This is a genomic window from Thiohalocapsa sp. ML1, assembly GCF_001469165.1.
Classification (GTDB): domain Bacteria; phylum Pseudomonadota; class Gammaproteobacteria; order Chromatiales; family Chromatiaceae; genus Thiohalocapsa.
Window position 1 is genome coordinate 110,112 of the sequence record NZ_JABX01000006.1, and the last position, 26,012, is coordinate 136,123.

General features: G+C 67.0%; 15 protein-coding genes. 1 reads left to right on the forward strand and 14 read right to left on the reverse strand.

From position 1 onward, the window contains the following. Positions 1-9: 9 nt before the first annotated feature. From ML01_RS05595 to ML01_RS05610, 4 genes are read right to left on the reverse strand one after another with little or no spacing between them, the layout of a single operon-like run. Positions 10-2,583, reverse strand: coding sequence for an SUMF1/EgtB/PvdO family nonheme iron enzyme (locus ML01_RS05595; RefSeq protein WP_058554420.1), 2,574 nt, complete (start codon positions 2,581-2,583; stop codon positions 10-12). Next, complete coding sequence (locus ML01_RS05600) at positions 2,580-3,602, reverse strand: hypothetical protein (RefSeq protein WP_058554421.1); 1,023 nt, start codon at positions 3,600-3,602, stop codon at positions 2,580-2,582. The genes ML01_RS05595 and ML01_RS05600 overlap by 4 nt, the downstream gene beginning before the upstream one ends. After that, the gene (locus ML01_RS05605; protein WP_058554422.1) at positions 3,599-4,672 is read right to left on the reverse strand and encodes an AAA family ATPase; all 1,074 of its coding nucleotides are present in this window, start codon (positions 4,670-4,672) and stop codon (positions 3,599-3,601) included. Before ML01_RS05605 ends, ML01_RS05600 begins: the two co-directional genes overlap by 4 nt. Next, the gene (locus tag ML01_RS05610) at positions 4,672-6,015 is read right to left on the reverse strand and encodes a toll/interleukin-1 receptor domain-containing protein (RefSeq protein ID WP_058554423.1); all 1,344 of its coding nucleotides are present in this window, start codon (positions 6,013-6,015) and stop codon (positions 4,672-4,674) included. The genes ML01_RS05605 and ML01_RS05610 overlap by 1 nt, the downstream gene beginning before the upstream one ends. A gap of 171 nt (positions 6,016-6,186) precedes the next feature. Between ML01_RS05610 and ML01_RS05615 the strand changes: the two genes are divergently transcribed. Beyond that, positions 6,187-8,397, forward strand: a complete 2,211-nt coding sequence (locus tag ML01_RS05615; protein ID WP_058554424.1) for a DUF3376 domain-containing protein — start codon at positions 6,187-6,189, stop codon at positions 8,395-8,397. Between the two features lie 231 nt (positions 8,398-8,628). Here the strand turns inward: ML01_RS05615 and ML01_RS05620 are convergent, their stop codons facing one another. The 10 genes from ML01_RS05620 to ML01_RS05665 form a co-directional block, all read right to left on the reverse strand. Then, positions 8,629-8,880 (reverse strand): ribbon-helix-helix domain-containing protein, encoded by a 252-nt coding sequence (locus ML01_RS05620; RefSeq protein ID WP_058554425.1) that lies wholly within the window; start codon positions 8,878-8,880, stop codon positions 8,629-8,631. Between the two features lie 155 nt (positions 8,881-9,035). Continuing rightward, on the reverse strand, positions 9,036-9,485 hold the full coding sequence (locus tag ML01_RS05625) for a hypothetical protein (protein ID WP_058554426.1): 450 nt from the start codon (positions 9,483-9,485) through the stop codon (positions 9,036-9,038). Between the two features lie 62 nt (positions 9,486-9,547). Then, the gene (locus ML01_RS05630) at positions 9,548-11,779 is read right to left on the reverse strand and encodes a hypothetical protein (RefSeq protein ID WP_058554427.1); all 2,232 of its coding nucleotides are present in this window, start codon (positions 11,777-11,779) and stop codon (positions 9,548-9,550) included. A gap of 120 nt (positions 11,780-11,899) precedes the next feature. Then, positions 11,900-12,532 (reverse strand): toll/interleukin-1 receptor domain-containing protein, encoded by a 633-nt coding sequence (locus ML01_RS26890; RefSeq protein WP_082673986.1) that lies wholly within the window; start codon positions 12,530-12,532, stop codon positions 11,900-11,902. 12 nt (positions 12,533-12,544) lie between these two features. Further along, entirely contained in the window at positions 12,545-15,241 is a 2,697-nt protein-coding gene (locus ML01_RS05640; RefSeq protein ID WP_058554429.1) for a hypothetical protein, read from the reverse strand. 56 nt (positions 15,242-15,297) lie between these two features. Further along, on the reverse strand, positions 15,298-17,877 hold the full coding sequence (locus tag ML01_RS05645) for a hypothetical protein (protein WP_058554430.1): 2,580 nt from the start codon (positions 17,875-17,877) through the stop codon (positions 15,298-15,300). Positions 17,878-17,887: 10 nt separating this feature from the next. Continuing rightward, positions 17,888-19,084: a hypothetical protein gene (locus ML01_RS05650; RefSeq protein WP_058554431.1), complete on the reverse strand. Its 1,197-nt coding sequence runs from the start codon at positions 19,082-19,084 to the stop codon at positions 17,888-17,890. 169 nt (positions 19,085-19,253) lie between these two features. Further along, positions 19,254-22,238 carry a zinc ribbon domain-containing protein gene (locus tag ML01_RS05655; RefSeq protein WP_058554432.1) on the reverse strand — a complete coding sequence of 995 codons (2,985 nt, stop codon included), beginning with the start codon at positions 22,236-22,238 and terminating at the stop codon, positions 19,254-19,256. Positions 22,239-22,255: 17 nt separating this feature from the next. Next, positions 22,256-24,307 (reverse strand): Hsp70 family protein, encoded by a 2,052-nt coding sequence (locus tag ML01_RS29885; RefSeq protein WP_058554433.1) that lies wholly within the window; start codon positions 24,305-24,307, stop codon positions 22,256-22,258. A gap of 8 nt (positions 24,308-24,315) precedes the next feature. Continuing rightward, positions 24,316-25,986, reverse strand: a complete 1,671-nt coding sequence (locus tag ML01_RS05665; protein ID WP_058554434.1) for an Hsp70 family protein — start codon at positions 25,984-25,986, stop codon at positions 24,316-24,318. Positions 25,987-26,012: the final 26 nt, after the last annotated feature.

The following is a 26,012-nucleotide window of genomic DNA, read 5'->3' on the forward strand; positions in this document are numbered from 1 at the left end:
GTTGATGGGTCACCATCTGAGTCGGCTCGGTGGTGACCGACGGCTCAAACGTGTTGAAAGTTGATATGCCTCTAATGAACATGTCAAGCGAAACCCCCTGTCGATGCTTCGGCCGGGCAGGTGGTCATCCCGGTAATCTATCCTTGCCAGCCTTGGTGGTACGCGCCAAGACCCACCTCGCAGAGCCGATGCATATGTTTTCTCTCTCGTCTCGGGGTCCATCAGTTCATCTAAACACCACTCCCATACGGTCCCACACATGTCCTCAACCCCGAAAATAGAGCGTCCATGCGGATACATACCTACCGCAGTGACTGCCTCCAAGTACGTGGCCCGAGCACCATGCTGAGGGTCGCCAGTCTCCTCAACGTTCGCATACCCCCACAAGTAGGAGCCACCCCATGGATACGCAATCTCTGTTTTTCCGCGGGCCGCAAACTCCCATTCGAACGTAGTTGGCAATCGCACGCTACCGGTAGCGGCGTCAATCTGCTCACCAAACCAGTTGCAGAAAGCAACGCATTCTTCCCAGTGCACAGAAACCATTGGCCGGTTCCAAAACGCAGGCTCTCTGCTTGGGGGCTCCGGCGGGACCCATTCCCCCCACCAATGTTCATCTTCGTAACCCCCGTGTTCGACGAAAGACCAGAACTGTTTGTTTGTCACAGGGTATCGACTAATCCAGAAACGCGGCACGTCGACCTCTGCGCCCCAAGGGGCTCGCATGCGTCCACTGGGGATTTCGATCCAAGAAATATCGGGGAGCCCGTCCGCGAGTATTCCTACTCCAGGCCGTGGATCACCCAACTCATCCAATCTATCGCCTATCGTCAGTCGCCGCTTGGGTGATGTCGCGGGATCGATGATCTCCTCAAGCAGCGCTTGGATTTCAGGCGGGTACAGCGGCTCGGGGGGCATCCCGGGGGCCTTGCCTGCGTCATCTCGGGCGGCGGGCGCCTCGATCGGCACCTCGAACTCGACAGTCCCAACCCCCGGCCTCGGGTCGCCCAGCGCGTCGAGCCGGTCGCCGATCTCAAGGCGGCGCGGCGGTTCGGTCTTGGGGTCGGCGATTTCATCGAGCAATCGCTGGATCTCTCCGACGGGGTCCGCGTCTGCATCGCCCTCCGGGCCTCGCGCTCCCTTGGCCCCGGCGGCCGGAATCTCCGACTCGCCGGCTTCGGCCGGCGGCGGCAGCGCTCCCTCGCGCCACCAGCGTTCCAGGGCTTTGGCCAAGTCCGGGGCGGTGGGCGACTCTGCGAGCCGCTGCCAGTCCAGCCAGTCAAGCAGCGGTCCGCTCGTGCTGCCGGAGCCGGGCGGTGCAACGTCCTCGGTACGCAGCAGCAGTCCGCCGGTGTCGTCTGCCGGGGGCTCGGCGCCGGCCTCGGCCCACAGCGCCCGCGCCGCGCTGGTCCAGAGCCGCACGGCGCGGGCCTGGTCGGCGCGCGGGGCGATGCGGCCGGGCTCGGTCTCCGCCAGCAGCTCGATGGGGATGCCTTGGCCGCGCAGCCAGTCGGCGATGGCCTTGGCGGCGGCCTCGTCGGCGGCGGCGTGGACCAGCCGCAGCGGGGGCGGTGCTGCCGCGGCGAGCTGGTCGGCGGCCTCGGCCCTCGGCAGCTCGGCTTGCAGCAGCCAGCGGCGGCCGGTGAGTGTGGTCAGCTCGATGAGGGTGCCGGGTGGGTCTAGGGGGATGCAGGTGCCGCGGGTGATGCTGTGCCAGGCGCCCTCGGCGCCGCCGGCGCGCACGTGCAGGCGGGCCGGCAGCGGGCTCGGCAGGGTGATGACCGGGGTGTCCGCCGTCGTCGGGTCCAGCAGGTGCAGCACGGGGTTGTCGGCGCCGCCGCGCACGGTGACGCCGAGCTCGGCCTGCGCCAGCGGGGGCGGCAGGCGCTCGGCGAGCCAGCGGGGCAGGGCGGCGGGCTCGCCGGCGGCGTCGGACCAGCCGCCGCCGTCTTGCAGCGCCAGCGCGGCGTAGCGGGCGAGCTGCCGGGCTTGCGCCTCGGCCGCGGGGCCGAGGCGCCGGCGGATGCCGGGCAGGGTGCGCTTGGCGAGCCGGGACAGGCTGATGCGCCGCGCCTCGTCGCCTTCGCGGGCGATCTCGGCGAGCAGGCTGCCCAGGCCCTGCGCCAGGGCCTGGTCGTCGCCGCGCAGCGCGTGGTAGCGCAGGTCGCGCTCCAGGCGGTCGGCGGCGGGCCAGTGGCGGGTCTGCTCGCGGGTGAAGGCCCAGAGGGTGTCGAGGTGCAGGGGCGGCGTGGCGGGGTCATCCGGCAGCGCGAGGTCGTCGCCGTCTGCCGGGCGGGCGTCGGCAGCGCGGGCGACGCCTTGGAGTCCGCCGGCGAGCACGGCGGCGATGCCGAGGTGCAGCACGATCTCGGCGCTGCTGCGGGCGGCCACCAGCGGGCTCCGCCAGAGCCGCGCCTCCAGCTCGGCGCCGGCCGCGGGCAGGAATGCGAGCCGGGCGTTGCGCAGCAGCAGCGGCTCGATGCGCGGGGCGAGCACCAGCGCGCGCGCCAGGGCCAGCACCCGCGCATCCAGGGGCTGGCGGAGCACGAAGCGCTCCAGGTCGTTCGGGCCGCGCCAGGTCATCGGGGCCTGGCGTCGGCGCCGCGGCGGCGCACCAGGCCGGCGGTGGTGCGCGGCGACCAGTGGATGAGCGTGACGTTGGCCGGCAGGCGGCGCGCGCGGTGGTCGAGGGGCAGCGGGGTCAGCAGTAGCAGGGGGCTGCCGGTGCGCGCGCAGTCGGCCGCGAATGCCTCCCACCCGTCCCGGGGCGCGGCGGCGCTCGGGCTCTGCAGGCCGAGGTCGCTCGCGGCCAGCACCGGCCGGCCGTCCGGCGTCCAGGGCGCGGGCGCGCCGGCGGCGCCCCAGTGCTCGGCCGTCAGGGGGTCGCCGTCGAAGCCGAAGGTGGTCACGGCATGCCGGCCCAGCACGTCGCGCACCTGCTCGTCCAGGTCGTGCAGGTCCGGCCAGAAGGGCACCATGGACCCGCTGTAGTCGAGCAGGAGCTGGCAGCCGGCGGCGACGGTGGGCTCCGCCTGCCGCGGCAGCTCAGGCAGCACGCGCCGCCGGACGATGGCCGCGAGCAGCCGCGGCAGGTCCGCGGTGCCGCCGCGACGGCGGGTGGCGAGCGCGGCGGAGAGGACGTGGCGGGCGCCGGGCTCCGGCAGCAGCCGGGCGCGGGCGACGACGGGCTCCGGGGCCTGCGAGAAGGGGTTGGCCGGCCCGGCCAGCCAGGCGGGCGGTTCGGCGTCCGGTGGGGCCAGATCCGCCAGCTCCGTGAGGGTGCAGGCGCGCGTGCCCTCGGGCAGCTGCGGGCGGCGCGGCGGCTGCGGGAGCGCGGGCGGCTCCGCGGGCGCGCCGCGCCGCTCGGAGGGCGCCGCGGCGTCCACCGCGGAGCCCGAGACCAGGTGCGGCTGCCGGCTCGCCGCCGTGTCGGCGGCGCTCGGCGGGCGGAGCCCAAAGCCCAGGCAGGCGGCGATGGCCGCGGCCTGCCGCGGCTCGCGGCAGTCGAGCCGGGACAAGGCCCGGGCCAGGTCGCCCAAGTGGATCTCGCGCCGACGCTCATCCCGGACGCGCGGGGCCTGCTCGGGGTCGGCCGGGCTCATGGCTGCTCGCGGCGCAGGGCCGGGTCCTTGGCCAGGACCGCCCGTTGCAGATAGGACCAGACCGAATCCTTGTCTTCGTCGACGCGGATGCCGAGCTGCGTGCAGGCGTGCACGGCGTCGAGCAGCTCGGCGGCGCCGGGCTGGCGCACGCGCTGTCTGTCGGCCTCTTTGCGCAACGCGAGCAGCACCGCGATGACGGCCTCCAGCAGGGCCGGGTCGGCGTCGGGATGATGGGCGCGCGCGATCCGCGTCAGCCGGGCCGCGTTCGGGGCTTCGATGTCCAGCACGACGCACCGGCGCACGAAGGCCTGCGGCAGCTCCCGCTCGCCGTTGGTGGTGATGACCAGCAGGAACGGCGACCGCTCCGGGGCGGGCGCGGCGATGACCTTTACCGCGCGGCCGTCGCGATGCGCAAAGAAGCCGGCCGGCAGGGCGAACCGGCGCCGGTCCAGCGGCAGCAGCAGGTCGTTGGGCAGGTCCGGCTCGGCCTTGTCGATCTCGTCGATCAAAAGGACGGTGCCGGGCGGGTCGGCCGGCTCCGGCGGGGCCAGGGCCGGGTCGTGCTCGCGCACCTGGTAGGCATCGGCGTCGAGCTCGCGCAGCCCGCGCCGGGCGGCGCTGTCGGGGTCGAAGGCCCACCAGAAGATGCCGGGCTCCAGGTAGCAGCCGTCGGGTCGCAGGCCGTGCTGCCCCTGCCGGGCCAGCGCCCGCCGGGCGCGCCAGGGGTGCAGGCCCCCGGCAGCGGCGGGCGCGGGCGCGGGGGGCCGCACCTGGGCGTCGTTGAGCCGGCGCAACTGGTCCACGTCGGCGGTCAAGGTCTCCAGCCGGGTGCGCGACGTGATGGTCTCGACGAGCAGGCGCCAGCCCTGGGCCGCGGCGATGGCATGGGCGAGCTGGGTCTTGCCGCAGCCCGGCACGCCCGAGACCAGCAGCGGTCGCCGGGTCGCCAGGGCCACGTCGACGGCGAGCGTGATGCCGTCGTCGAAGACGTAGGGATCGAGGCCGTGCGCCGGGCTGGCGGGGAGCAGGCCGCCCTCCGGCCGGTTGAAGATTCTGGGCGTGTAGTCCATCAGTCGCAGCCTCGGTAATAGTCTTGGAGATCCGCGTGGGCCATCCGCTCGGCCATGTAGGCGGCGCGCTCGGTGGCGGGCACGAGCGGCGGCTCGGCCTGACGCAGGCCGTAGAGGGACGGCTCGCCGGCATCCGCGCAGGCCACCACGACACCCAGGCGCCGATAGATTGCCGGCAGCGTTGCGAGCTCATCCAGCAGCCGGCGGTCCGGCCAGCCGCCGGTTTCCGGGGCGGTGGTCAGCACCACCAGGATGTCCCGCTGCCTCTTGTTGACCATGGCGTCCTGCTCCTCCGGTGGAAACATCGGCGGCAGATGCTTTTTGAAGACCTGGCGGCGAATCTCGCGCCTGACATCCTCCAGCGACTCCCAGCGCGACACCGGCACGCAGATCGGCGGCTCGCCCCGCCAGGCGCGTTGCAGATAGCGCTCCAGCGTGTAGGACTCGGTGTCGAGATCCTGATCCGACAAGAACAGGAGCTGGCCGCAGAGGGCCAGGGTGCGTTGGTCCTGGAGACCGAGCGGCAGGTAGGAGGCGGCGCCGGGATGCACCCAGAGGGCGCGCACCTGCTTGAAGATCTGCATGGCCTGCTCCCGCGGAAAGCCGAGGTGCAGGTGCCGCAGGATCTCCGAGAAGGCGCCGAAGCAAAGCGCCGGCTCATCGGCAGACGCCAGCAGCAGCCGCCGCGCCAGCGCCGCCGCAACGGCCTCGGCACGCGTGGCCCGCGGCGTCTGCACGGCGCAGTCGAGCGCGTCCGCGGCGGCCTCCAGCGCGTCCTGCGTGCCTGCCTGCGCCAGGAGCTTCGCGACCATGCCTTGCAGCAGGTACAGCGGCGTGGCGCGGGCGGCCAGGGCCTCGATGTCGCCGAGACCATCGCGGATGCGCTCGGCGATCCGGCCCGCGTCGCGCGGCAGTGTCTCGCTCTGTACCCGATCCAGGTCCAGCGCCCCGAAGAAGCTGGACTTGAGATCCGCGCAAGTGCACTCGTCCTCGATCGGGATCAGCAGCAGCCGAAACTCCGGGTCCAGCGCCCAACGCCAGCCCAGGATCGCCGCCTCCTTCGCGACCCAGTCCGAGCGCTCCAGTGCCCGCCTGGTCACCAGCATCACCGCGGCATGGCACTCGGCGAGCCACAGGTTCAGTTGCCGCGTCCAGTCGTCGCTCGGCAGCAGGCCGCCGTCGTCGTCGCGATCCATCAGCAGCCGGATCGGCACCTCGGGAAGCGCCCGCAGCCGCGCGCAGACCTCCCGCAGCAGCCGCCAGTTCGCGTCGTCGTCGGGGTGCCGATGCGCGACATCGTCGAGGCGGGAGCTGTGGCTGATGAAGAGCTTGAGGGCGGGCATCCGTGATCTGCTTCTGCGGCGGGCGATTTCAGCCGAATTGTAGCGCGCGCTTCCACGGGGAGCCGGCACCTGCCGCCGCACGGCTGCCCAGTGCGCTTGCAGCCGCGCCGCGCCTCCGCGAGCATCGCGCCCGTCGGCGGCCGTGAAACAACAGCGAGGCGGCGCACAGCCATGCCCAACACCAAGACCCTCACCCCGATCTTCTACGGCGGCGCTTCGCTCGCCGTGTTCCAGGCGGGCGTGGTCTACGAGCTGATGCGGCTGGTGCAGTTCTCGCACGCCGCCGGGGCGCCTGCGGGCGTGCCGCGGCTGGCCGTGGACGTGATCGCCGGCACGTCGTCCGGCGGTGCCGCGGCGCTGCAGCTCGCGGCGGGCGTGGCGGGCGGGGACATCGACGGCGTGCTGGCGCAGATGCTCGAGATCTGGCTGGTGCAGGCGGACCTGCAGCGGCTCTTTCCGGCGCCCGGCGAGCGCGCCGATGCGCTGCTGACGGACCGCGTGAACCGGCAAGTGCTCGCCGAGCTGCTGCGCCGCGCCGCCGGCGACCGGCACGCGCCGCTGCAGGCGGACCTCGCGTGCTGGCTCAGCCTCACCAACATGACGGGCCTGAAGGAGCCGGTCAGCATCCCGCAGCCGGCGCGCGACGGCGCCCCGCGGCAGGTCTGCACCTTCCCGACGCTCCGCCACGGCGAGCACGAGCGCGTGAGCGCCGCGGATCTCCGCGACCCCGCCCGGCACGCCGCCATCATCGACGCCTTCCAGGCCAGCGCCGGCTATCCGGTGGCCTTTCCGCCGGTGGTGCGGCCGAGCAGCCTGCTCGCCGACGGCAGCACGGAGCGGTTCGTCTACGCCGACGGCGGCATCCTCGACAACCAGCCCATCACGGTCGCGCTGGACGCCATCGCCGAGCGCCCGGTAGCCGACCGGCACCTGATCCTGGTGGACCCGGGCACGCAGTGGGAGGAGCCCGACTTCGGCGCCAACCGCCCGCAGGAAGCGGCCGGCGAGCCGCGCACCGACCCCTGGTGGGTATTCAGCCAGGTCGGGCCGGTGGCGCGCACCGACAGCGTCTATCTTGACCTGGTGCGGCTGCGCCACCAGCAGCGGCTCACCGCCGCGCTGATGCCGACCCCGCGGGAGATCCTGGACAACGCCGAGCTCCGCCGCGCGCTCGTCGGCATCCAGCGACGGCTGCGCCCGGGGCTGCCGGAGGCCGCGCTGGCGCTTTGGGATCAGGTCGAGCCCGCCCTCGGCGCCGCGCCGACGCACGATCGAGTCCGCACCCTTTGGTCAGACTTCGTGACGCTGGAGCGCTTCCCGCTGCGCGCGCGCCTGGGCGAGCGCCGCTTCCTGCACGGCGAGCCGCCGCGGGAGCAGGCGCCGGCGCTGGCCGGGCACTGGCGCGCCTACGACGCCGCGGAGGCTGCCCTGGCCGCGCTGGACCGTGATTGCGCCGAGGTCCGCCACCGCCTGCTGCGCCACAACCTCTGCGGCGGCGGCTGCGCCGGGCTGGATGCCGAGTGCATCGCCGCGATCACCGAGCTGCTGACCCGCCTCGTCGCGGCCAAGGACGGGCTCGAGGCCGCCCGCGACGCCCTGCTGCGCCGCCTGCTGCGCGCGGACCCCGCCGCACCCACGCCCGCCCAAGACAAGCCCGGCCAAGCGCCGAGCCCTGAGGAACAAGACCCCATCGCCCGATTCCTCGACTACGCCCGCGCGATGCAGGCCATCGAGGCCATGAGCGGCAACGCCTTCACGCCGCAGCTCACGACCTATCGCATCACCCCTTTCGACATCTATGCCCCGACCGCCCACTGCCGGCACCTGAAGCCCCTGGCCGGCGGCAACTTCGCGAGCTTCGGCGGCTTTCTCAGCCGGCGCTGGCGCATCAACGACTTTCTGGTCGGGCGGCTCAGCGCGCGGGCGCACCTGTTCCAGCGCGAGCTGCTGGCGGCCGCGGCCCGCGACGATTACCTGACCTGGCTGCAACAAGCCGACGCCGCCGTGCCGCTGCCGAGCGCCCTCGATGCCGCCGAGCGCGCCCTGATGGAAGGCTTCCGCGCGCACCCGCCCGCCCCCGACGGCTTCGCCGACGACCAGACCAAGCCCCCCTACCTGCTCGCCCCGGACGCGATGGACCCCGAGCGCTTGCCCGCCGCCGAGCTCGCCGCCACCCTGCGCGGGCTGCTGCGCTCCGCCCGGCGGCTGGCGCGAGCGCATCGCGGGATGGCGTATCGCGTCGTGGGCCTCGCCGCCGTGCCGCTGGCCATCGCCGAGCTTGCGCTCAGGATCGCCGAGGTCGCGCTGCGCCACTTTGGCCCGCAGCGGCGCGAGCCTTCCGCGATCCCGCGCCGCCTTCGCCCTCCGAACCGACGCCCCTAGCGACGGGATCTGCCCCGGTCCAACAGTTGGACCATGGCGCGGGCAGTCAGGATGCGTGTCGCGCCATGCAGTTGGAACCTGCCCGCCTTCCAAGCTGCGTACACAAAATCGGGCCGTGTCCCGCGCACCATGAGCGCGGAGAGCAGGACGTTGGAGTCGAGCACCAGGCGCATGCCGAACACCCGGCAACCAATGCGCAGGCAGTCGGGCGGCCGGTGTGGCCGATCGTATTCATTCCGTGGCGGCGCCGCGACGGACGGCCCTTGCCTCCTCGTCGAGGAGCGCTTCCAGCTCGGACGGATCCATCTCCCCGTTGCGATCCTTGAGCGTCTGGACGGTGCGGTCCAGTACACGCCAGCGCACGGCATCCTCGACGAAGGCCGCAAGCGCCTGCGGCGGCAATCCATGCTCGTAGAGGATGGCGCGGACATCGCGGTCGGTCTGCTCCGACACGAGGATATTCCAGAGAACGTGCTCGGACATGGCTGACATCTCCCGAGGCAAGCGGCCGATGGGCCGAGGATAGCCGAATGGGGGCCAAGCAGCCGCGCGGTCGGCCTGGCCACCGCCGGAGGACCGAAGCCGGGCACGCGGCGGACGAGCAGCCCCCCGCAGCGTCGGAGCGTCGGAAGGGCTTCTCAGCCGCAGGGATAATGAATCTCGAAGCCCGGAAACTCGATCGAGTCGAAGTACCCCGTGATCGCGTTAATGGCAGCCAGACCGCCGAAATAGGCCAAGCTCCCGAATCCGCCAAGTTGTGCTGCGTAGAAAAGCGCCATGAACAACGTCAGGGCACCAATCAAGCCGCCGCGAATGCCCGTGCCGAGCGCGCTGTTCTTGGGCTCGGGCACGATGTTCGCGTGAATCGCCAGAAAATAGTTCTTCACGGCAATCCAGCTCGCGCCTAGAAACGCTATGGTCAGCATCACGACGGCAACAGTGGGGAGAAACACCAGCGCCGGCAAAATGATGGCTTGCAGCAGCCATAGCAGGACTGCTCCAATCCGCTGGATGAGCACCGGGATCAGGCAGACGACAACGTACCAGATAATGATGATGACAACGATAGCGCCAATGACGTGGGGCATGACAGAGCGCTCCCTGAACAGAATTTGGGTTACGAAGTAGGCCGCGATGCCGCGGGCCTACATCAGCGTGATTGCAGAACCACCTGAACACGCTTGTCGTACTCGTCTAGAAAAATATCGCGCCGCAAATCTTGGTATCCGGGCGCGGACACCAAGACGTCGTAATGCCGGAACGCCGGTAGGCGCATCTGATCCTCATATGGTGGCACGACGTTCATGACCCTGACTCGTGCATGGCTCGGCGTTGGCTCGACGGTCAGGTACTGAAACTTCGGTTCCAGGCGAATCCACACATCTTGCCGCGGGTCGGTCATTACTACTTCCATCCGCTTTGGCACAAAATCCTTGTGCTCCACCAAGATGTCGACCACGTCCTTGCCAGGCCGAATCCCTGGATAGTACTTGGGCGCTATGTTCATAATCCGCACCTGCGCGTCCGCCGGATCGGTCTTGACGAAAAGCCGGCAGCATTCTTCTGCCGTTGGCAGGGGCTGTCTCGGCAAGCTAGGGGCGGGCGGCGTCGGGGATGCGGGCTGCGGGCGTTCCATCAGGGTGGGCGGAACTGCGGGCCGAGGTCGGCTTGGTGCTGGAGTGTCCTGCGCCGGACCTGACGACGCTGCCTTAGGACGGGGCGGCGCTGGTTGCGGAGGAACGGCAGCGCGGGGCTGGGCTGCGCTCTCCGACCGGGCCTGCCCCGCCCCGAACCTACCGTAGACAACCGTCTCTGCGCGGTGATCGGCCGGGGCTTGAGCGCCGAGTGAGCCACCTCGCAGCATGATTGCGCCGACACCGATGCTGGCCGCAGCAGCCAGGGCTGCGACGCCGGCCGTCAATCCAGCAGGCGTCGATAGAACCCGCACGAACCACTCAGCCCGAGGGCGGGGCGGCTTGCCGGCCCACAGCGCATTCGACCGACCGAGCAGCCAGAGCACAGGCTCCATGATCCGCTTCGGCGCAAAGGGGTCGTGCCGCGCCTCATCCGGCGTGCGCCCGAGGGCTGATGCAGTATAGAAATTGACCGTGGCGAACCGCGTCTCGATGCGGTGAACAAAGCCGCCTTCGTCCCATTCCCGCAAGCGCTGGGTGATAAGCCGGTTTCGACGAGCCTGCTCGGTCTTATCTGCGGTGGTCGCGCCGCCCGCGCGCAGCGCCTCCTCGCCAATCTCATCCTCCAGCCGAAAGGCATCGATCTTGGTGAGGACCACGGCCACCGGAACCTTGATCTTGGCAGTGGGCGACAGTCCAAACTGCCCTTCCAGAACATTGATCAACCGGGTCAGGAGCTCGTCGGGCGGAAAGCGGCTGGGGCTGATGTTGAGATTGCTCTTCAGTTGCTCCGCGTAGCGGGACCGAACCTCCGGTATCGAGAATGGATCGACCAGGAACAGGATGCCGGACGGGTAATCGAGAAAGCGGTGCGGAATCAGCTCGTCGCTGCGCTGAAACGCCTCACCGGCGGGGTCGTAGAGATACAAGGTCAGGTCCGGGCGGCCAGGCCCGCGAAACAGCAGATCGAAGGCGCGGGGTAGGGTTTGCACGGTTTTCTCGGGCGGAACCCCGTGGTCGATGCCCGCGATGACCGCATTGTAGGCCCGCTCCTGGTCCGGCGATACGAAACTGCCGTGCATGCCAAGGCGCGGGGCCACCGAGTCCCGCAGCTCCCGTGTCAGCGCGAACAGGTAGGCGGACTTGCCCACCTGCGGGCCACCGATGATCGGCAGAAACTGCTTGCGTGTCTCCGTGTGCTCTCGCGAGAGCATATTGCCGCACGTCGGGCACTGCGACTGCAACCTGCCGCGATTGGTGAAGACCGTACAAGGCAGCTTCGCGCCGCATTTACAGCGATGGAACAGGATGCCGAAGGACGAAGGGATGAGCCGCGAATGGGTCCTTGTGCAGGAGTCACAACGATAGACGGGCAGCGGCAGCCGGGTATGGCAATGTGGGCACACCGAGACAAAGCCGCGAACCAGCATCAGGATGCGCTCGAATGCGAGCACCGCGGTGAAGGCCAGGTAGATCAGTCCAAAGAACAGACTCAAAATCAGGACGTGGACGACCGTAAGCCCGAGCGTCGTCAGTGTGCCGAAGACGCGCACCGACAGCGAGGCACCCACCCACCATGCCGACGGCAGCTTCTCGATCAGGTTGTCGCCGAGTACCCAGGCATCTCTGCCGCGCGTCCAAAGGTCACTGGCATCGCGTCGATTGTTCGCGAAGGCCCCGGCGATCGTCGCGCCGAGGTCTGCGAAGCCCTTGCCGAAGAAATAGCTGCGATAAGCCGACTCTGTCATTGGTCTGGGCATGCCCTGATACCCCTAAGCTGTGCCGATGTCCCGGTGGCCGGCCCTGTCGCCGGCATCCCGCAAGCCCCGTTTCTCATCTCATGCGCCGTTCGTTCCGCAAGCGGAACATCAAACTGGACCGTCAGCCGTGCGGGACGAGAAGCTGCGGATGGCCTCGACAAGCTGTTCGAAGCCCCTGCTCCAGTCGCCGCGCAAGTCCACGCGGATGCGGTCCTGAAGCAATGGCGGCAAAACAGGGTCTCCGGCGGCCGTATCCAGGATGACGGGAATGAGCCCCTTGCCGTGGAGGCTGGCTTGATGCCAAAAAGCTTTGTATTCCTCGCGCTGCCAGGGACCGAGGCCTTCCCGGCCGATCAAGACCGCGACGCAGGGAATCGCAGAGACCTGCTGCTCCAGAGCATCGTGCCAGGATTGGCCAGGGTGGAGATCCCTTTCATCGAACCAGGGACAGATACCAGCCGCACACAAGCGCTTGTATACATAGCGTGCCTGTGGGGCGTCGGAAGTGCAGTACGAAAGAAATACCTGGAATCGGGTAGCGCCTGCTTGTCTTGCTTGTTCGGATCTATCGGCTTCACTAATGTGCGTGCGGTATGGAGAACGCTCCTGATGTCTAGGTGCTTGTCTTTGCTCATTGTCCGGTGTCACCATCATGTCTCCTGCGGACGTAAATGCATCCCTGACAGGGCCGTGGAAATTGATTGTCTGATGTACGTTAGTCTTGGGATCGGACCCGCTCATGGAAGTTTTCCTCTACGTAAGCCAGAGAATGCCAGAAAGGGTGGCACCAGCGGCCAGGATCAGCCAAAAGACAACCCAAGCATTCGCGTCAAGGGCTCGCTTCAGCAGCAGCGCGATGCGCTCGATATCAGGGTCTGCAATCTCTTTGTCGGTCGGGTCGCTCCAACGATCCAGCACCGCCATCAGGCTCTTGTTGCTGCTGCCGTAGCCTGCGGCGACCGCGTACAGTGCCTTGATGACGCGCTTGTACTGGAGGCGGTTCAGCGTTACCAGGAACGGGACGAAGGAAAAGCGGGTGCGGACCTTGAGCGGGGTGCTCGCCAGATCCGGTTCCTCGTCGCCAGCCGCCTCCTTTTCCTTTTCACGCGCATCCTTGATCTCCTGGATGCGCTGCTTCTCCGCATCGTGCAGCAGGCTCTCGAACATCACCCAACTCTGCAGTGCAAGTTGCTGCGTAAGCGCGGTGGCATCGGCGTCCGTCAGCCAGCCGAGCAGGGTGCGCTCGATGTTGGTCAGCGGGCGCAGGCTGTCTACCCAGATGGGGTATCGAATACCGTCATGCTGAAGCCAGGCGTCGCCGCCTTCCAGGGCGCGGCGCTCCGTCTTGAACATTTCGCGGAGCGCGCCGCGGATGAAGCCCAACTCGTCTTCGCGAACGTTGTCGACCACGCGGCGCAACGTTGCGGAGAACCGGTCGAAGTCCCGTCCTCCGATTGCTGCGAGCGCGGCCACCAATCCCACGCGAACCACCGGATGCTTCTCGGCTCGAAGCACCTCCTCCAGACGATCGTCAATGTCGGCTTGGTCGCCGGACTCCGGGTCAAGGAGCCCATACGCGAACACCACCGTGAGCAGGAGCTTCTCGCGATCGCCAGGTGCCTGGAAACGGGTTCGTGTCGGCTTCATGGCTGAGGCCTCGGTGAACCACTCGTCGAGAATCGCCAAGCTGCCCACGGGATCGGCGCGGTAGGCGATGGCGAGGCTGCGTGCGATCGCTCCGGTCAATTCAAGATGGCGGGTCATTCCCTTGAGGGTATCCTTCAGCAGCTGTGCGTGGAGGGGTACCAGCAGCGGCAGCGTCCATGACCCAAAGGCCTCCCGCACGACTGGGGCCGAGTCATCCGCAAACTCCTCCACGCGATCGAGCAGGTTCTTCGCCAGTCGATTCGCAGGGTCATAGCGGCCTGCGTATCCCACCGTCAGCGCAATGGTGGCTCGCAGATAATCCTCCGGGTTGCTGGTTTGCCGCTGTTGCTGCTGGAACAAGGCGCGAATGAAGCGGCGGGCATAGGCGTCTTGCTGCCAAGCCTCCAACCGGGCGAACAGCTGATCGTGCTTGTCGTACTGCCGCCAACGCGCCATGGCGCGTGCGGCCACCGCGCGCGCCCCGGCGCTAGGATGGGCGGCGAGTTTCAAGAGCTCGTTCTCCACGGCCTCCGGAGAGACGAGTCCGACGTCCGACAAGGAATCCGCGACGGCATCGCGAAGTCGCCTGCGGCGGTCTTGATCCCCGAGCAGCTCGCGGTCCGTGGTCGCGCCGTCGTCGGATACTGACTCCGATACCATTTTCACCAGCACTGGCATCGCGGCCAGGATCTGACGGCGACGGGAATACCAAGCGGCCTGCATGAGCAAGGAACGCTGCTCGGCAACCCGGCCCTGCACCAACCTGCTATTGCGCTCGATGGAGACGAACTCGAACAGATTGCCTTCAAGTGCCGCCAAGTCACAGTAGTCGGGCACCGTGAGAGTTGGATTTCGCTCTTTCCACGCCTCTTGATACAACCTCTCTACGGCGCGAAAGGCTTGGTCGTCGAGCAGCCCCTCGAAAAAGGAGAAGCCGATTGCCGCTAGCGGCTGCCCGCCGCTGTCGAGCGACCGAAAGGCCTGATCAATGGTTCGGGCCGGGTCCGCAGCGATCTCGAGCAGCGCGTCGACGCGGGCCGCATCTAACGGTCCAGTCTCCGCGCGGAGCGTATTGACGAAGGTGGCGACTTGCCCCGGGCTGCGCAGCCGAGCGGCGATGTCGCGAATCGAGGAGCCGCCGACCAGTGGATCGTCCTGCCCCGACACGCTGTCGAACGGCGCCGGCATCTCGGCTCGTCGGCGGATGACCTCCTCGCGCAGCAGCCGGGAGAGGAACTCCTGATCGTACACATCCTCCGCGGACAGTTGCCGTGCCCATGCGCTTTCCGCGTGCGCCGGGAGATCCCATTTGCGCAGACTCCCGTCCATGGTCGCGATGATGAAGTGCTTGCCGTCAGCCACCTGGAACAGCCGATCCAGGTCCCAATTCGCGTCCTGCGGTTGTAGATCGATCAGCAGGAAAACGGTCGGGTCCGCTTCGTTCCTGATCGCGCTGACCAGGCTTCGCGACTCCGATCCGCGCAGCCACTCCTTTACCGCCAGGGTCTTACCGTGTGCCACCTTGTTGATCAGCGTCCACGTCAGATAGCGAGCGAGCTCGGCCTTGTCGACCTCCGGCTCACCGGTGAGCAGGATGAGACGCTCTGCCTGTAGGCTCCTCAGCAGCTTTCCCACGATGCGCGGACCGATATAGACGGATGGCCGGTAGCGATCCAGTGATGGCGTGACGAAGTCCGGTGCACGGTCGAAGAATGTTTGATGCGTTTGATGGATATCGCGACCGGCGATCAGAACCTGATCGACGGATTCGTGCACATCGACGCGCATCTCGTTCGGTGCCATCAATCAACCTCCGCTTGACCAGCTGAATCAAGTTGCCACGAGGGCAAATAAGGCGCTCAGGGTTTCCGTTGCATAAGCCGCCGGAACTCGCGCGCCAGGCTCGATCCCATTCCGTCCCGACTTGCGCTGAGGCGGGAGAAGGACTTCATCGCTCTGTCGCTCGCGGCGGTGCCTTTGAACTTGGCATAGGCAAGCTTGTAGTCCGCGTCGGAGTACCGCTTCAGGACTACGATCAGGTTGCGCTCTATCGCTCGGTATACGGTCTCGTACGCGGGATTCTCTGCGAGCGCATCACCGAGGGAGAGCCAGTCGGCGATATACCGGCCCAGGTCGCCGGGATCGGCTTCTGGGAGATGGCGCTGCATCCAGGCCGGGTAGGCCTTGCTCAGCAGCTTTGATTGCGGCCTGTACAAGGCCAGCAAGAGCCGGTGATGCGGGCGCGAGTCATCGAGTCTGTCGGCGGACAGGGTGTCGAGCATTCGCTCGATGAAGAGCGCGTACTCTTCGTTGCTCAGGTTGGCGATGAGACCCCTGTGCTTGGCGAGATCGTCCAGCGGAAAGGGGTCGTTACGGTTCGCGGCGCGCGCCAATAGCTCGCGCAGTTGCAGTACGCCGGTGTCGAGCGCTAGGCCAGAGGTCTCTGCGACGCGCAGCACCTCGGCTTCAAGTTCTTCATCCCTGGGGGCCGTTGGGTCCAACGGCAGCGTATTGCTCAAGGCCGCGAGGCAGGGCTTCAGCAATTCGGGCGCCAGCTCCGCGAGCTCCCGGCGCGCGAAGAAGTGTCGGCCGAGCCTCAGGGCCGCCGCGCCGCGAGCCACGTGGGGCTGCAAGTGCTCGCGCATCCAGGGCATGACCCGGGCCCTGTCGGCTTGCGGAAGCCGGTCGATGACTTGGCTATGGTGGTCCATGAACGCCTGAACCGGGTCCGTCGCCGAGTCCATGCGCAGCGACCACTCCCGCAGGATTACGTCCAGCGCAAGCTTTGGGCGAGCCTGACTCAGCGCCCCGGTTGGGAACCCGGGCTCGGCTTCAAGGAAAGCACCCGCGGCCGCGGCGGCGAGCTGCGGGTCTACCGGCGAATCCGTGAGGCCGACGATGCCGCAGACCGACAGAAAGACATCGGCAGTGTCGGCGGCCGACAGCAGGCGCGGCAGTAACCGCGCAATCAGGGATGGACTGTGCTCAGCGACGCTTGCGATCCAGCCGACGATGTCCGGCTGCTCCAGTGCTGGCCTGATATTCAGGGTATCAGCGGCGTGGATCAGCGTTGTCAATGCGCGGTCCGCGGCTGCGTCGCCCTGGCGCGCAACATCCGCGAGCGTCTCTGCATGCCCGAGTACGAGCCGGGCCGTCTTGAGATCGGCGTCCGCAAGCGTCTCGCGAAGGATGGAATGCGCCTCCTCGGCAACACGGCGCCCGTCGTCGGCCCGCAGGTCTCGCTTCAAGAGCTCCACCCAGCCATCGAGGAGGCTTCGCTCATAGGCCGGGTCCGCGCCCGCGGTTGCCGTCACATGCTTGGCAAGCAGCCGGAACCACAACATGGGATGCGACAGGCGTAGCTCTTGAAGCAGTGGGGCTATGCGCGGGAACAGATCCCCCCAAATTCGCGTCGGCGCCGTGTCCAAAGCAAACTGGAGCAGATCCGCGGCGCCCGTTGGGTCCGGGGCTGCGCCCACGTCAGTCAATAGTGCGTACAGATCGGCGGCTCGTGCCAAGTCTGCGTCAATGGCTTGGAGATCGAACCCTTCGAGGAATGTCAGCAGTGCCGGGAGATCGCCTGATCCACGTCGGAGCGCCGCGACGGCGCGTTCGGCATAGCGCTTTGAAGACCTATACAGCCATTGTTCGTCGGCGTCGTCCGGCTCTGATAGCTGGCTGTCGCAGTTGTTGACCTCATCGAAGCAGTAGAATTGGTATTGCCGCTGGGTCGCGTCGCAATCAAGCTCGGTTCCGGCGACGGTGGCGGCCACGGCAGGCAATCCCATGCGGGCGTATTCGTAGCTGGAGACATCGAGCCCGCTTGCGAGACCACGCGGAAAGCAACGATGCAGCGTGGCCAACCACCAAACCGCGTCTTCCGTTGCAGTGCGGATCACCAAGGATCGTCCGGTGCGCTTGCTCAAAAAGCAGGCTTGAACCATGGCGCAGAGCCTGGATTCGCGGTCATCGCGCTGGCGCAGGAATTCGGCAAGGTGCTGCGGCGCAAAGGTGGGCCTCAGGCTAAGTTGCCCGGCCTCCAGCAATGGCAAGGGTTCCGGGCCTGCCTGATCTTCTTCCGGCAGCAGCGCCTTTTTCCACCCGTCCCAGGTGAAGTAGTCCGTCGGGTAAGCCGAGAGCTCGTCCGCCGGGAGCAATAGCGTGTGGGCGAACATGTTCCCTTCGCGGTTGGAATAGTCCACTCCAGTATAGCGGGTTGCATTCACGGCCAGGCGGCCCGAGGGGAGCAGATAGAAGCGATAGGCAAGCGGAAGCTCCGCGTCCGGCGGCCAGTTCAGCGGCCGGCGGTAGCCGCTGCGCCTGACCACGGCTTGCAGGTCGGCGGGATCGATGCCGTGCGAAGCCGCGCGTACCTGGAACCCGGCATAGCCGGTCGTTCCGTGCTGGCATGAGGTGTAGTGCACCTGTTGGACAGGCATGGAGAGTCTCCTAGCGTGACGTCTTGATCAGTCCGTGCTGGGCCAGCAACCACAGAAACGGGTCCACGACCCGGCGGGGAACGATGTTCTTCACGTTGCGTGCCGCATCAGGATGACCGCCCAAAGCGGTCAGCGCGAAGAAGCCGGAGCGCTTGAAGTGCGTACGGACCTGTTGCAGCAGGTATTCCGAGTCCCACTCGGCGATCAGGCTGCGAACTTCACCGTCGACGGCCACAAAGTCCCGGCGGTCGAAGCGGGTGCTCGGGCTCGGCGCCGCCTTCAGCGGCGATTGCGGGTCGAGCAGCACCTCGACCGCATCGACCTTCGACAATGCAACAGCGAGGGGTGTAGGGATCTTGGCGTCGTTATCGAGGCCGCGCCCCCGGCGAATGAGCGTGGTTACGCGCGTGACGATGTCGCTGGTCTCGGCGTCGACGAGAGGTAGGCCCATGCTCGCCGGGAGGCGATCCCGCACCGGGCCGAGCTGCAGCGGATCGATCAACAGTATGATGCCGTCGGAACGATAGATGTACTTGTTCACAACGTTCATCGTGTCTTCTGCCTTTAGGTCTTCGCCCGCGGTGTCGAAGAAGGCCAGGCTGATGGACCGCTTGATGCGGTCGCCGCCGAGCAGACCCTTGCCGGTGAAGGTCAACGAGAAGGTCATCGGCAACTGGTTTGCACGCACCTGCAGGGCTGAAAAGGTTCCTTCAATAAGTTTGTGCTGATTGAACAACGGGTCGAAGAAATCGTTGCGGTAGCGGCTGATCGTGGCATCGTTCATCGGTTGCAGCAGCATGTCCATACGTGGGCCCACGTGTCGCTTGAGCTGCTCGATGAGAACCGGCAAGTAATGGCTCTTGCCGGATGTCTTGGCCCCGATCAAAGCGATGATGTAGTTGCGGTGCTCCGCAAAGGTATGCGGGAGCTCCTGGTGGCAATGCGGGCAGAGCCTTTTGTGGCTCTTCTCGCTGCAGTTGGGACATTGTTGAAACAGGACAAACCGCTTACCCGGCGCAGGCAGCACCCTGCCCGTAAGAACCTTGTCCTCCCACCGTTTGATCAGTACCGGATCGGGTTGGGGCGAGCAGAGCTGCGGCGGGCTTGCACAGCGAAACGGCGTGGCATTGAGCTTGAACGTCTCGAAGCAGAATGGGCAGACCTCGGTGGACACCGCGCTCCTGATCGAGCCGCGCGTGCGTTTCATCAACTGCTTGATTGGGCGTATCACCGGGTACTACTCCTGGCCTGCGTGATGCTGTCGCACTGCGATGGCAATGTGTCGCAACGGGCGCGCGAGGACTGCGGATCGCCGCACGGCCGACCGACGATGTCGAGGCACTGCCGTGCACTGCTCGTTGTCATGACCGGCGGGCTCATCCGACGCGCATCTCGGAGGCGGCCCCGGGCAGGAGCCGCACCTCGGCCGCGGCAGCCTCGTCGCGGAAGAACAGCTTCAGGTGAGTGTCTGCATCCAGACGTGACCGGTCGATCGGTATCCACCCGCTGCCCTTGATCAATTCCAGCTGCGCGATGGTGGCCAGGGTCATGCCGTCGCCGGGGGACAACGGCAGCGCCCGCGGCTTGCCGACCAGCAACAGGTTGCTGAGGCGCAGGTCGGTATCCGCCCGCAACTGAATGCCGACCTCCCTGACCCAGGGCAGGAGCGGCAGGTAGCGCCGCCTGACCAGCTTGTAGCGGACGATCCGCTCTTGGCCCATCCGCTCGATGCATTGAGCCGGCGCCGAGTAGGGGCCTTTTGGTGTAGCCGCCGCGTAAACCGAGAAGTAGTGCGGCCGCTCTTCGACCGCATGCAGCTCCCAGCATCCCTTGCGTTCGTACGCTGCCCTCGAGCACCGGGTAGCCGTCGCATCGCCGTCCTCGGGCGAGATCGGAAAGCGGTCGTAGCGATACAGCATCAGTACCTCGTCGACGGTGCTCGGCCACGTCCAGGTCAGCACGATGGTGAAACCTGTGCGACGGGTACGCAGGGCGTCGATACCGTCGAGCAACGCGATCTCGATCGAGCGTCCGACCACCGCGAGGTCGCCGGCTATGACCAGCGGGAGCAGATAAGTGATGCTGCCGGCGGGCCTGAAGACGCAGTGATCCCGCGCTTGAATGGGCACAAGTGTTCCCAGCCGCTCCGTCCCGGCCGGGTCGAGCGTGTCGCCTTCCCGTGCCGACGGGGGGTGCGGTGATTGCAGGAGCCGCATCTCGCCAGCCGTGGGGGGCGTCCAGCGGACGCGAATGTCCGCTCCTTGGCGCTCGTAGCGGAGATCGCGCACGGGCTTCGGCGGGGCTGCCGGTACGGCGCTGCGGGTTGTTCCCGCGGTCGTCTGGTTGCGCCCGGCATGCGCGGGGTCGGCAAACAGCGCACTGACGCGATAGGTGTGTCGCACGCCATTGACGAGGCCGCTGTCGACGCAGCTGTCTCCGGCAGGGATCAGCTCAATGGATTGGGACGGCGCGGCTGCCTCGCCGGCCCATCGCTCGACCCGTGCCCCTATGGAGCCGGACGGCCGCCGCCACGAGAGGGTTACGCAGCCATCCCCGGGAACCAAGGCGAGATCCGCCACCTCGGACATGCGCAGATGCGGACCGGTGCTCGCGGCGGCAGCAGACGCAATGGTCCCGCGCAGGGCGTAGACGGCGTAGTACCAAGCCGTTCCCGTGGGTGCGGTGGCATCGCTGTATTGGTGGTCACGGGTTTCTTGCAACCGCACGCCGTCATCGGGTGCGTTGGGAAAGCCGTCGGCCTTGCGTACCACCAGGTACAGCAGCCCGGCCTCGACGGGTGCCCAGCGGAGCGCGAAGCCCGAACCCTGGGGCTTCACACTCAGCTCCCGTGGCGCCGCCGGCGGGAATCTCGCCAGCGCCTGCTCGGCGTCCGTGCAGTCCCGTTGCAGGGTCAGTGCCTCCTCGAAGGCGGCTATGGCGCCGGCTCGGTCGCCGGATGCCTCCAGCCGTCTCGCCTTCGTCAGGCAGGCTGAGACCGCACCCAGCGACATCGTGAGCCGCGATTGAACGTCGCGGAAGGCGTCTTGTCCGAAGCGCGGCGCGGCTTCTGCCAGTCGTCGCCGGGCGGCATCGAGCTGTCTCGTTGCCAGCAGCTTGTCGATTGCCCGGACCTCGCCCTCGATCGCCGCGATGCTCTCCCGCAGCGCGTCGCACTCGCGGCGGGCGGGCTGCCAATCGGGCCAGATGGCGAGCACGCGGTCATAAGTCCGGCGGGCTTCCTGAAGCTTGCCGTCGGCCGCCGCCGCCTTGGCTTCCGTCATCAGCGCGCGCACCAGCGGCCCGTCGCCGGTATCGCAGCCGCAGCTCGGGCACTTGAAGGTCGTGGTAGGTACCGCCGCGCCGCAGCGCGGGCAGGTCTCATCGAGGGGCTCGCCGCATTGCCGGCAGTGGGCGTCGCGGTGTGCGGCATCGGCGATGGCGCCGCAATAGCCGCACAGGCGCAAGCTGGCAGCCTTGGCTGGTCCCTTGGTGGCGCCTTCGATGGCCCAGCCGCGATTAGCGGCATAGTCCAGCACGAAGGACCGGGCCAGCTCCGGCGTCGCACCCCGGGCGACCGCCTGGCTGGTCAGTCGGCTCTGAACGTCGAGGGACAGGTAGCGATTGCGTCCGGCCAGCTCCAGGTTGGGTTTCATGCCTTCCAGGATTTGCTCGGACAGTGTTTGGTCGTACTTCGCCTTCTCCGCGCCATCGGCAAACAGGCGCTTGCAGTGGCCGAGCAATTCGCTGCGGGCGCTGGCCTGCACATCCGTCTTGCCGCTGCGGCGCAGCTCGCCATAGAGCGCATCGGTCTTTTCGATCAGCGCGGCAGGGGAATTGTGCGGCTCCAAACCGAGCAGCTCGTACAGGCTTTGGTGCCCGAGCACAGCCAAGTTCTCGCGGATGTTGCGGGCAACGACCGCATCGAGCCGTGGCCGGACCTTCGGGGTTTCCGGTGCCGATCGCGCGAGCCCCGCCGCCTTGATGCGCTGCTCAATCTCGGGCTGTCCGACGACGCCGCGGAAGTTGTTGGCCAGGTGCTTCAGGTCGTCGTCGGTGTACCCGCCGTGCGCGGCCAACAACGCAATCTGCTCGTCGAGCTGCGTCAACTGCGCTTGACGCTCGCGCTCGAACAACCGCTTGGCGGCGCGCGCTTCCTCCAGCACCGTGTCCGGATTCAGCATTACCCGGCGCAGATCGCTCAGGTGCTCCAAATGCGCCGCAGCCGCACGCTTGAGCTTGGGCGGGCCGGACAGCCGCAGCGCCGACCACTCGCGCTGCTTTTCCTTGATGCGCCGCTCGATGGCCAAGGGGTCCAGGACTTCCGGGTCCAAGCCGAGGGCGATGTAGTAGTTCTCGCGCATGGCCCCGGCTCCCTTCTCTACTTGCGGCTTGCCAGCGAAAAGGCCGTCCCGCCTTCGGTCAATTCCTGCGCAATGGTCGAAAAGGCCTCCGTCAGCCCTTCAAGGCTCGTGAAGATGCTGCCCTGGTCGGTGGAGGCGATGGCGTCGAGGAAGCCTTGATCGACGCCGCCGAAGCCGATGGCGATGATGTCGATGCCGGCCTTGTGGCAGCGCTTCGCGCGATCGATCGCCAAGCCTTGGTTGGACCAGACGCCATCGGCCAATACAAGCTGGTACTTGGTGCCGGAGACCGCGGACATGGTATTGAGCGCTTGGTCGAATGGATGCGCCCCATTACCGTAGCCCACTGACCCGATCTCCAGCCGATCGATGGCGTGACCCAGCTTGCGCGCGTCCTGGCAGAGCGGGCAAACGGTGTCCACGCGATCCGCGACGACCATGATGCCCACCGACGCATGGGTCAGATCGAGATTGCGGACAAACTCATGGGCGGCTCGCTGGGCTTCGGCCAGAGGCTCCCCGGCCATGGAGCCGGACAGGTCGAACGTGAGAAAGACGCTGATGTGCTGCGGCTGCGGCTCGCTCGGTGGCGGCAGCAGGAAGCGCTCCGGCACATCGTCCGGCAGCGGCTCGACCTTCATCGCGAGTTGCGGGCCGCCGCGCAGTTGTGCGGACACCTTGACGGTGCCGCTCAGGTCGTAGGCATAGTCGATGTCGACGATGGCCTCGCCGCGCTGTCCGGCGAGGGGAATCTCGGCGCTGTAGAGACCGAGAAAGGTCGGCTCATCGGGGCGGACACTCTCGCCCTGGGTCATGAAGATCTCGAGGCGGTTGCCGCGGCCGAGGCGAAAGCGGAACGGCCGGCGCTCCGTGCTCGGTATGTCGCGGTTCTTCGGCAGGATGATGCTGTTGATGTAGGCGGTCCGATCCTGGTTCTCCGCGATCATCCCCAAGCTGTGGTTCGTCACGTCCACTGCCCGGCGCCCGCCGATACTGAATTGCGCCGTATTGGGTCGGTGCTGTGCGGCAAGCAGTGCTGCACCGCGCGCGACGGCCTCGTCGACGTTCACGCCCGTCATCGGCTCCTGCCCGAGCTTGCGCCGGATGAAGTCGTGCACCATGGGCATGCGGGTCGATCCGCCGACGAGCAGGATGCCGTCGAGGCACTCCGCGCGGATATCCATGTCGTCGAGCAGGGTCTCCGTCAACCAGGTCGTGCGCTCCGTGAGGTCGGCTGAAATCGACTCGAATTCGGCGCGCTCGATTGCGTAGCGACCGCGATGTCCGCCATGCGCGATGCCGATGATTGCACGCTGCGCCTGAGTCAGGCGTTTCTTCGCCTGCTCCGCCTCGACGAAGAGATCTGCGCGAGTGGCTGCATCCTCAAAGGGATCACGGCCAAACTCGTCCTCGAAGCGCTTGGCGGCCCATTCGACCAGCCGATCATCCCAATCCTTGCCGCCGAGCTCGTGATCGCCGACCGAATTCAGGACGCGAATCTCATCCGCATCGATCCGCAGCAGGGTCAGATCAAAGGTCCCGCCGCCAAGATCATAAACCAGGAGCGTCTTGCCGGAATCCGCGGCACCTTGGCGCAGCCCGTAAGCGATTGCCGCAGCCGTCGGCTCATTGACGAGCTGCAGCAGCTCCAATCCGGCCTGCTCCGCGGCCCTGCGCGTCGCCTCGCGGTGCGGGTTGCGGAAATAGGCGGGCACGGTGACAACCGCCTTGGCGACCCGCGCGCCGAGCGCACGCTCTGCCTGCTCCCGCAACCGCGCGAGCAGCAGGGCGGAGAGATCGACCGGGGTCCAATCGCGCCCTTGTGCAGAGAAGAGGAAGTTGGCATCGCCCATGTGCCGCTTGAAGAAAGCGGCGGTCTCCCCTTGCCCAACCGCTTGCAACGCCTTGGCCTCGGCACCGATGACGATACGCTCGGGTAGAAAGCAGATGACCGACGGCGTCGTCGAGTCTCCCGCGGCGTCGGCGATGACGCGGACTTGGTCATGACGCTCGGCAACCGCAACGACCGAGTTCGTGGTTCCGAGGTCTATACCGATGGGTTTGCTCATGTCGCGCCTCAGCTGACCTTCATCGCGAGGGCGCGGCTTCTGGCCGCCGCGACCGCTTCCTCCGAAAGAATGCTCTTGGTCGTGAATTCGGCACGCACCTCCCGGTGCGTCGTGGGGTCCCGGCCGTGCACCTTCAGCAATCCGTCGGACGTGAGCTCGAACGTCACCTCGATCGGAGATCCCTGCGGCAGTGCGTGCACGAACTCCAACTGGGCCTCGCCGAGCAGCACGCATTGCGCCTCGGGGTCGAGCAGCACCTCGGCGTCCTTGCGTTGATCCAGATTCTCGAAAACCTCCAGGCTTGCGGCGGTTTGCGCTTCTTCGTGGGTCTGAAAGGCGCGGGTAATGCTCCTCGGCACCTGATCGTCGACATAGACCAAGTTCGTGACACCGACGCGGCCGCTGGCGTCGATGACCTTGAGTCCGAAGCTCTTCGAGCTGACATTGATGACCTCGGTGTCGACCAAGCGCTTCAGGCCCGGCAGGGCGAGGCCGTGCGCCTCGGCCACCTGCTGTTTCGCCTGTTCCCGCATGGCTGCGGAGGCGCCCTCGGTGCTTTCGTCTGCACCCTGCGAGCCCGACAGCTCGCTGATGCGGATCTCGATTTCATCGTTCAGTTGGCAGCGATAGCCGAACAGCGCGGCACCCTTGGCGACGATCTGATTCGGATCGAGGCGCTTGACCTCGGTGCCGGCGAGCTCCCGCTCGACGCGCTCCTTGACCTGCGGCATATAGGTCGAGCCCCCGACCAGCAGCAGTGTATCGATGCGGTCGAAGCCTTTGCTCGCGGCGCGTTTCAGGAGGTCCCGCGTCAGCGAGATTGTCTGCTCCAGGCGTCCGGCGGTAATCTCATTGAAACGCTCGCGTGTCAGCTCGACGGTGGCGCGCTCCGACTCGAACTGTACACGCTGCTGATGGCTTTCGCGTGAGGTCAGTGTCTTTTTGCAGCGTTCTGCGTCGAGCAGCAGCTCTTGGTAAGTCTCTGGATCGCTGACGACGCGATCGGCGGCTATGCCCGTTTGCGTCTCGAACTCCTGGGCCAGGTAGCTGACGATATCGCTGTCCCAATCCTTGCCGCCGAGCTCCCTCTCTCCGCCCGTTGCGATGACCTCGATGCGACCCTCGCGCACATCGATCAAAGTAACGTCGAAAGTCCCGCCGCCGAGATCGTACACCAAGACGCTTTGCGGCCGGTCGAGATCAATGCCGTACGCGATCGCCGCTGCCGTGGGCTCCGGGATGACATAGCGGACGTTGAGCCCCGCGATGGCGCCGGCCTGTCTGGTGGCTTCCTTCTCATTGGTGCCGAAATACGCGGGGCAGGTGATTACGACATCTTCGACCGTCTCTCCGGTTTCGCCTGCCGCGTCGTTCGCAAGCTTCTGCAGGATCTTCGCGGAGATCTCCTGGGGCTTATAGCACTGCTTGAAGACCTCAAACTCCCACTCCGCGTCACCCATCGCGCGCTTCACTGACTCGACGACGCGATCGGGGTAGAGATGCGCAACATCCTTTGCGTGCTGCCCCACCACGATGCTGTCTTCGCTCTCAAAGAAGACCACGGAGGGCGTGGTCGACTCGCCCTCAGCATTGGGGATGACCACGGGCTTGCCGTGCTCGTCCACCCAGGAGATACAGGAGTAGGTGGTTCCCAAATCGATACCGAAGACCTTTTTCATGGCGCTGCTGCCTGCTGTATTGATTG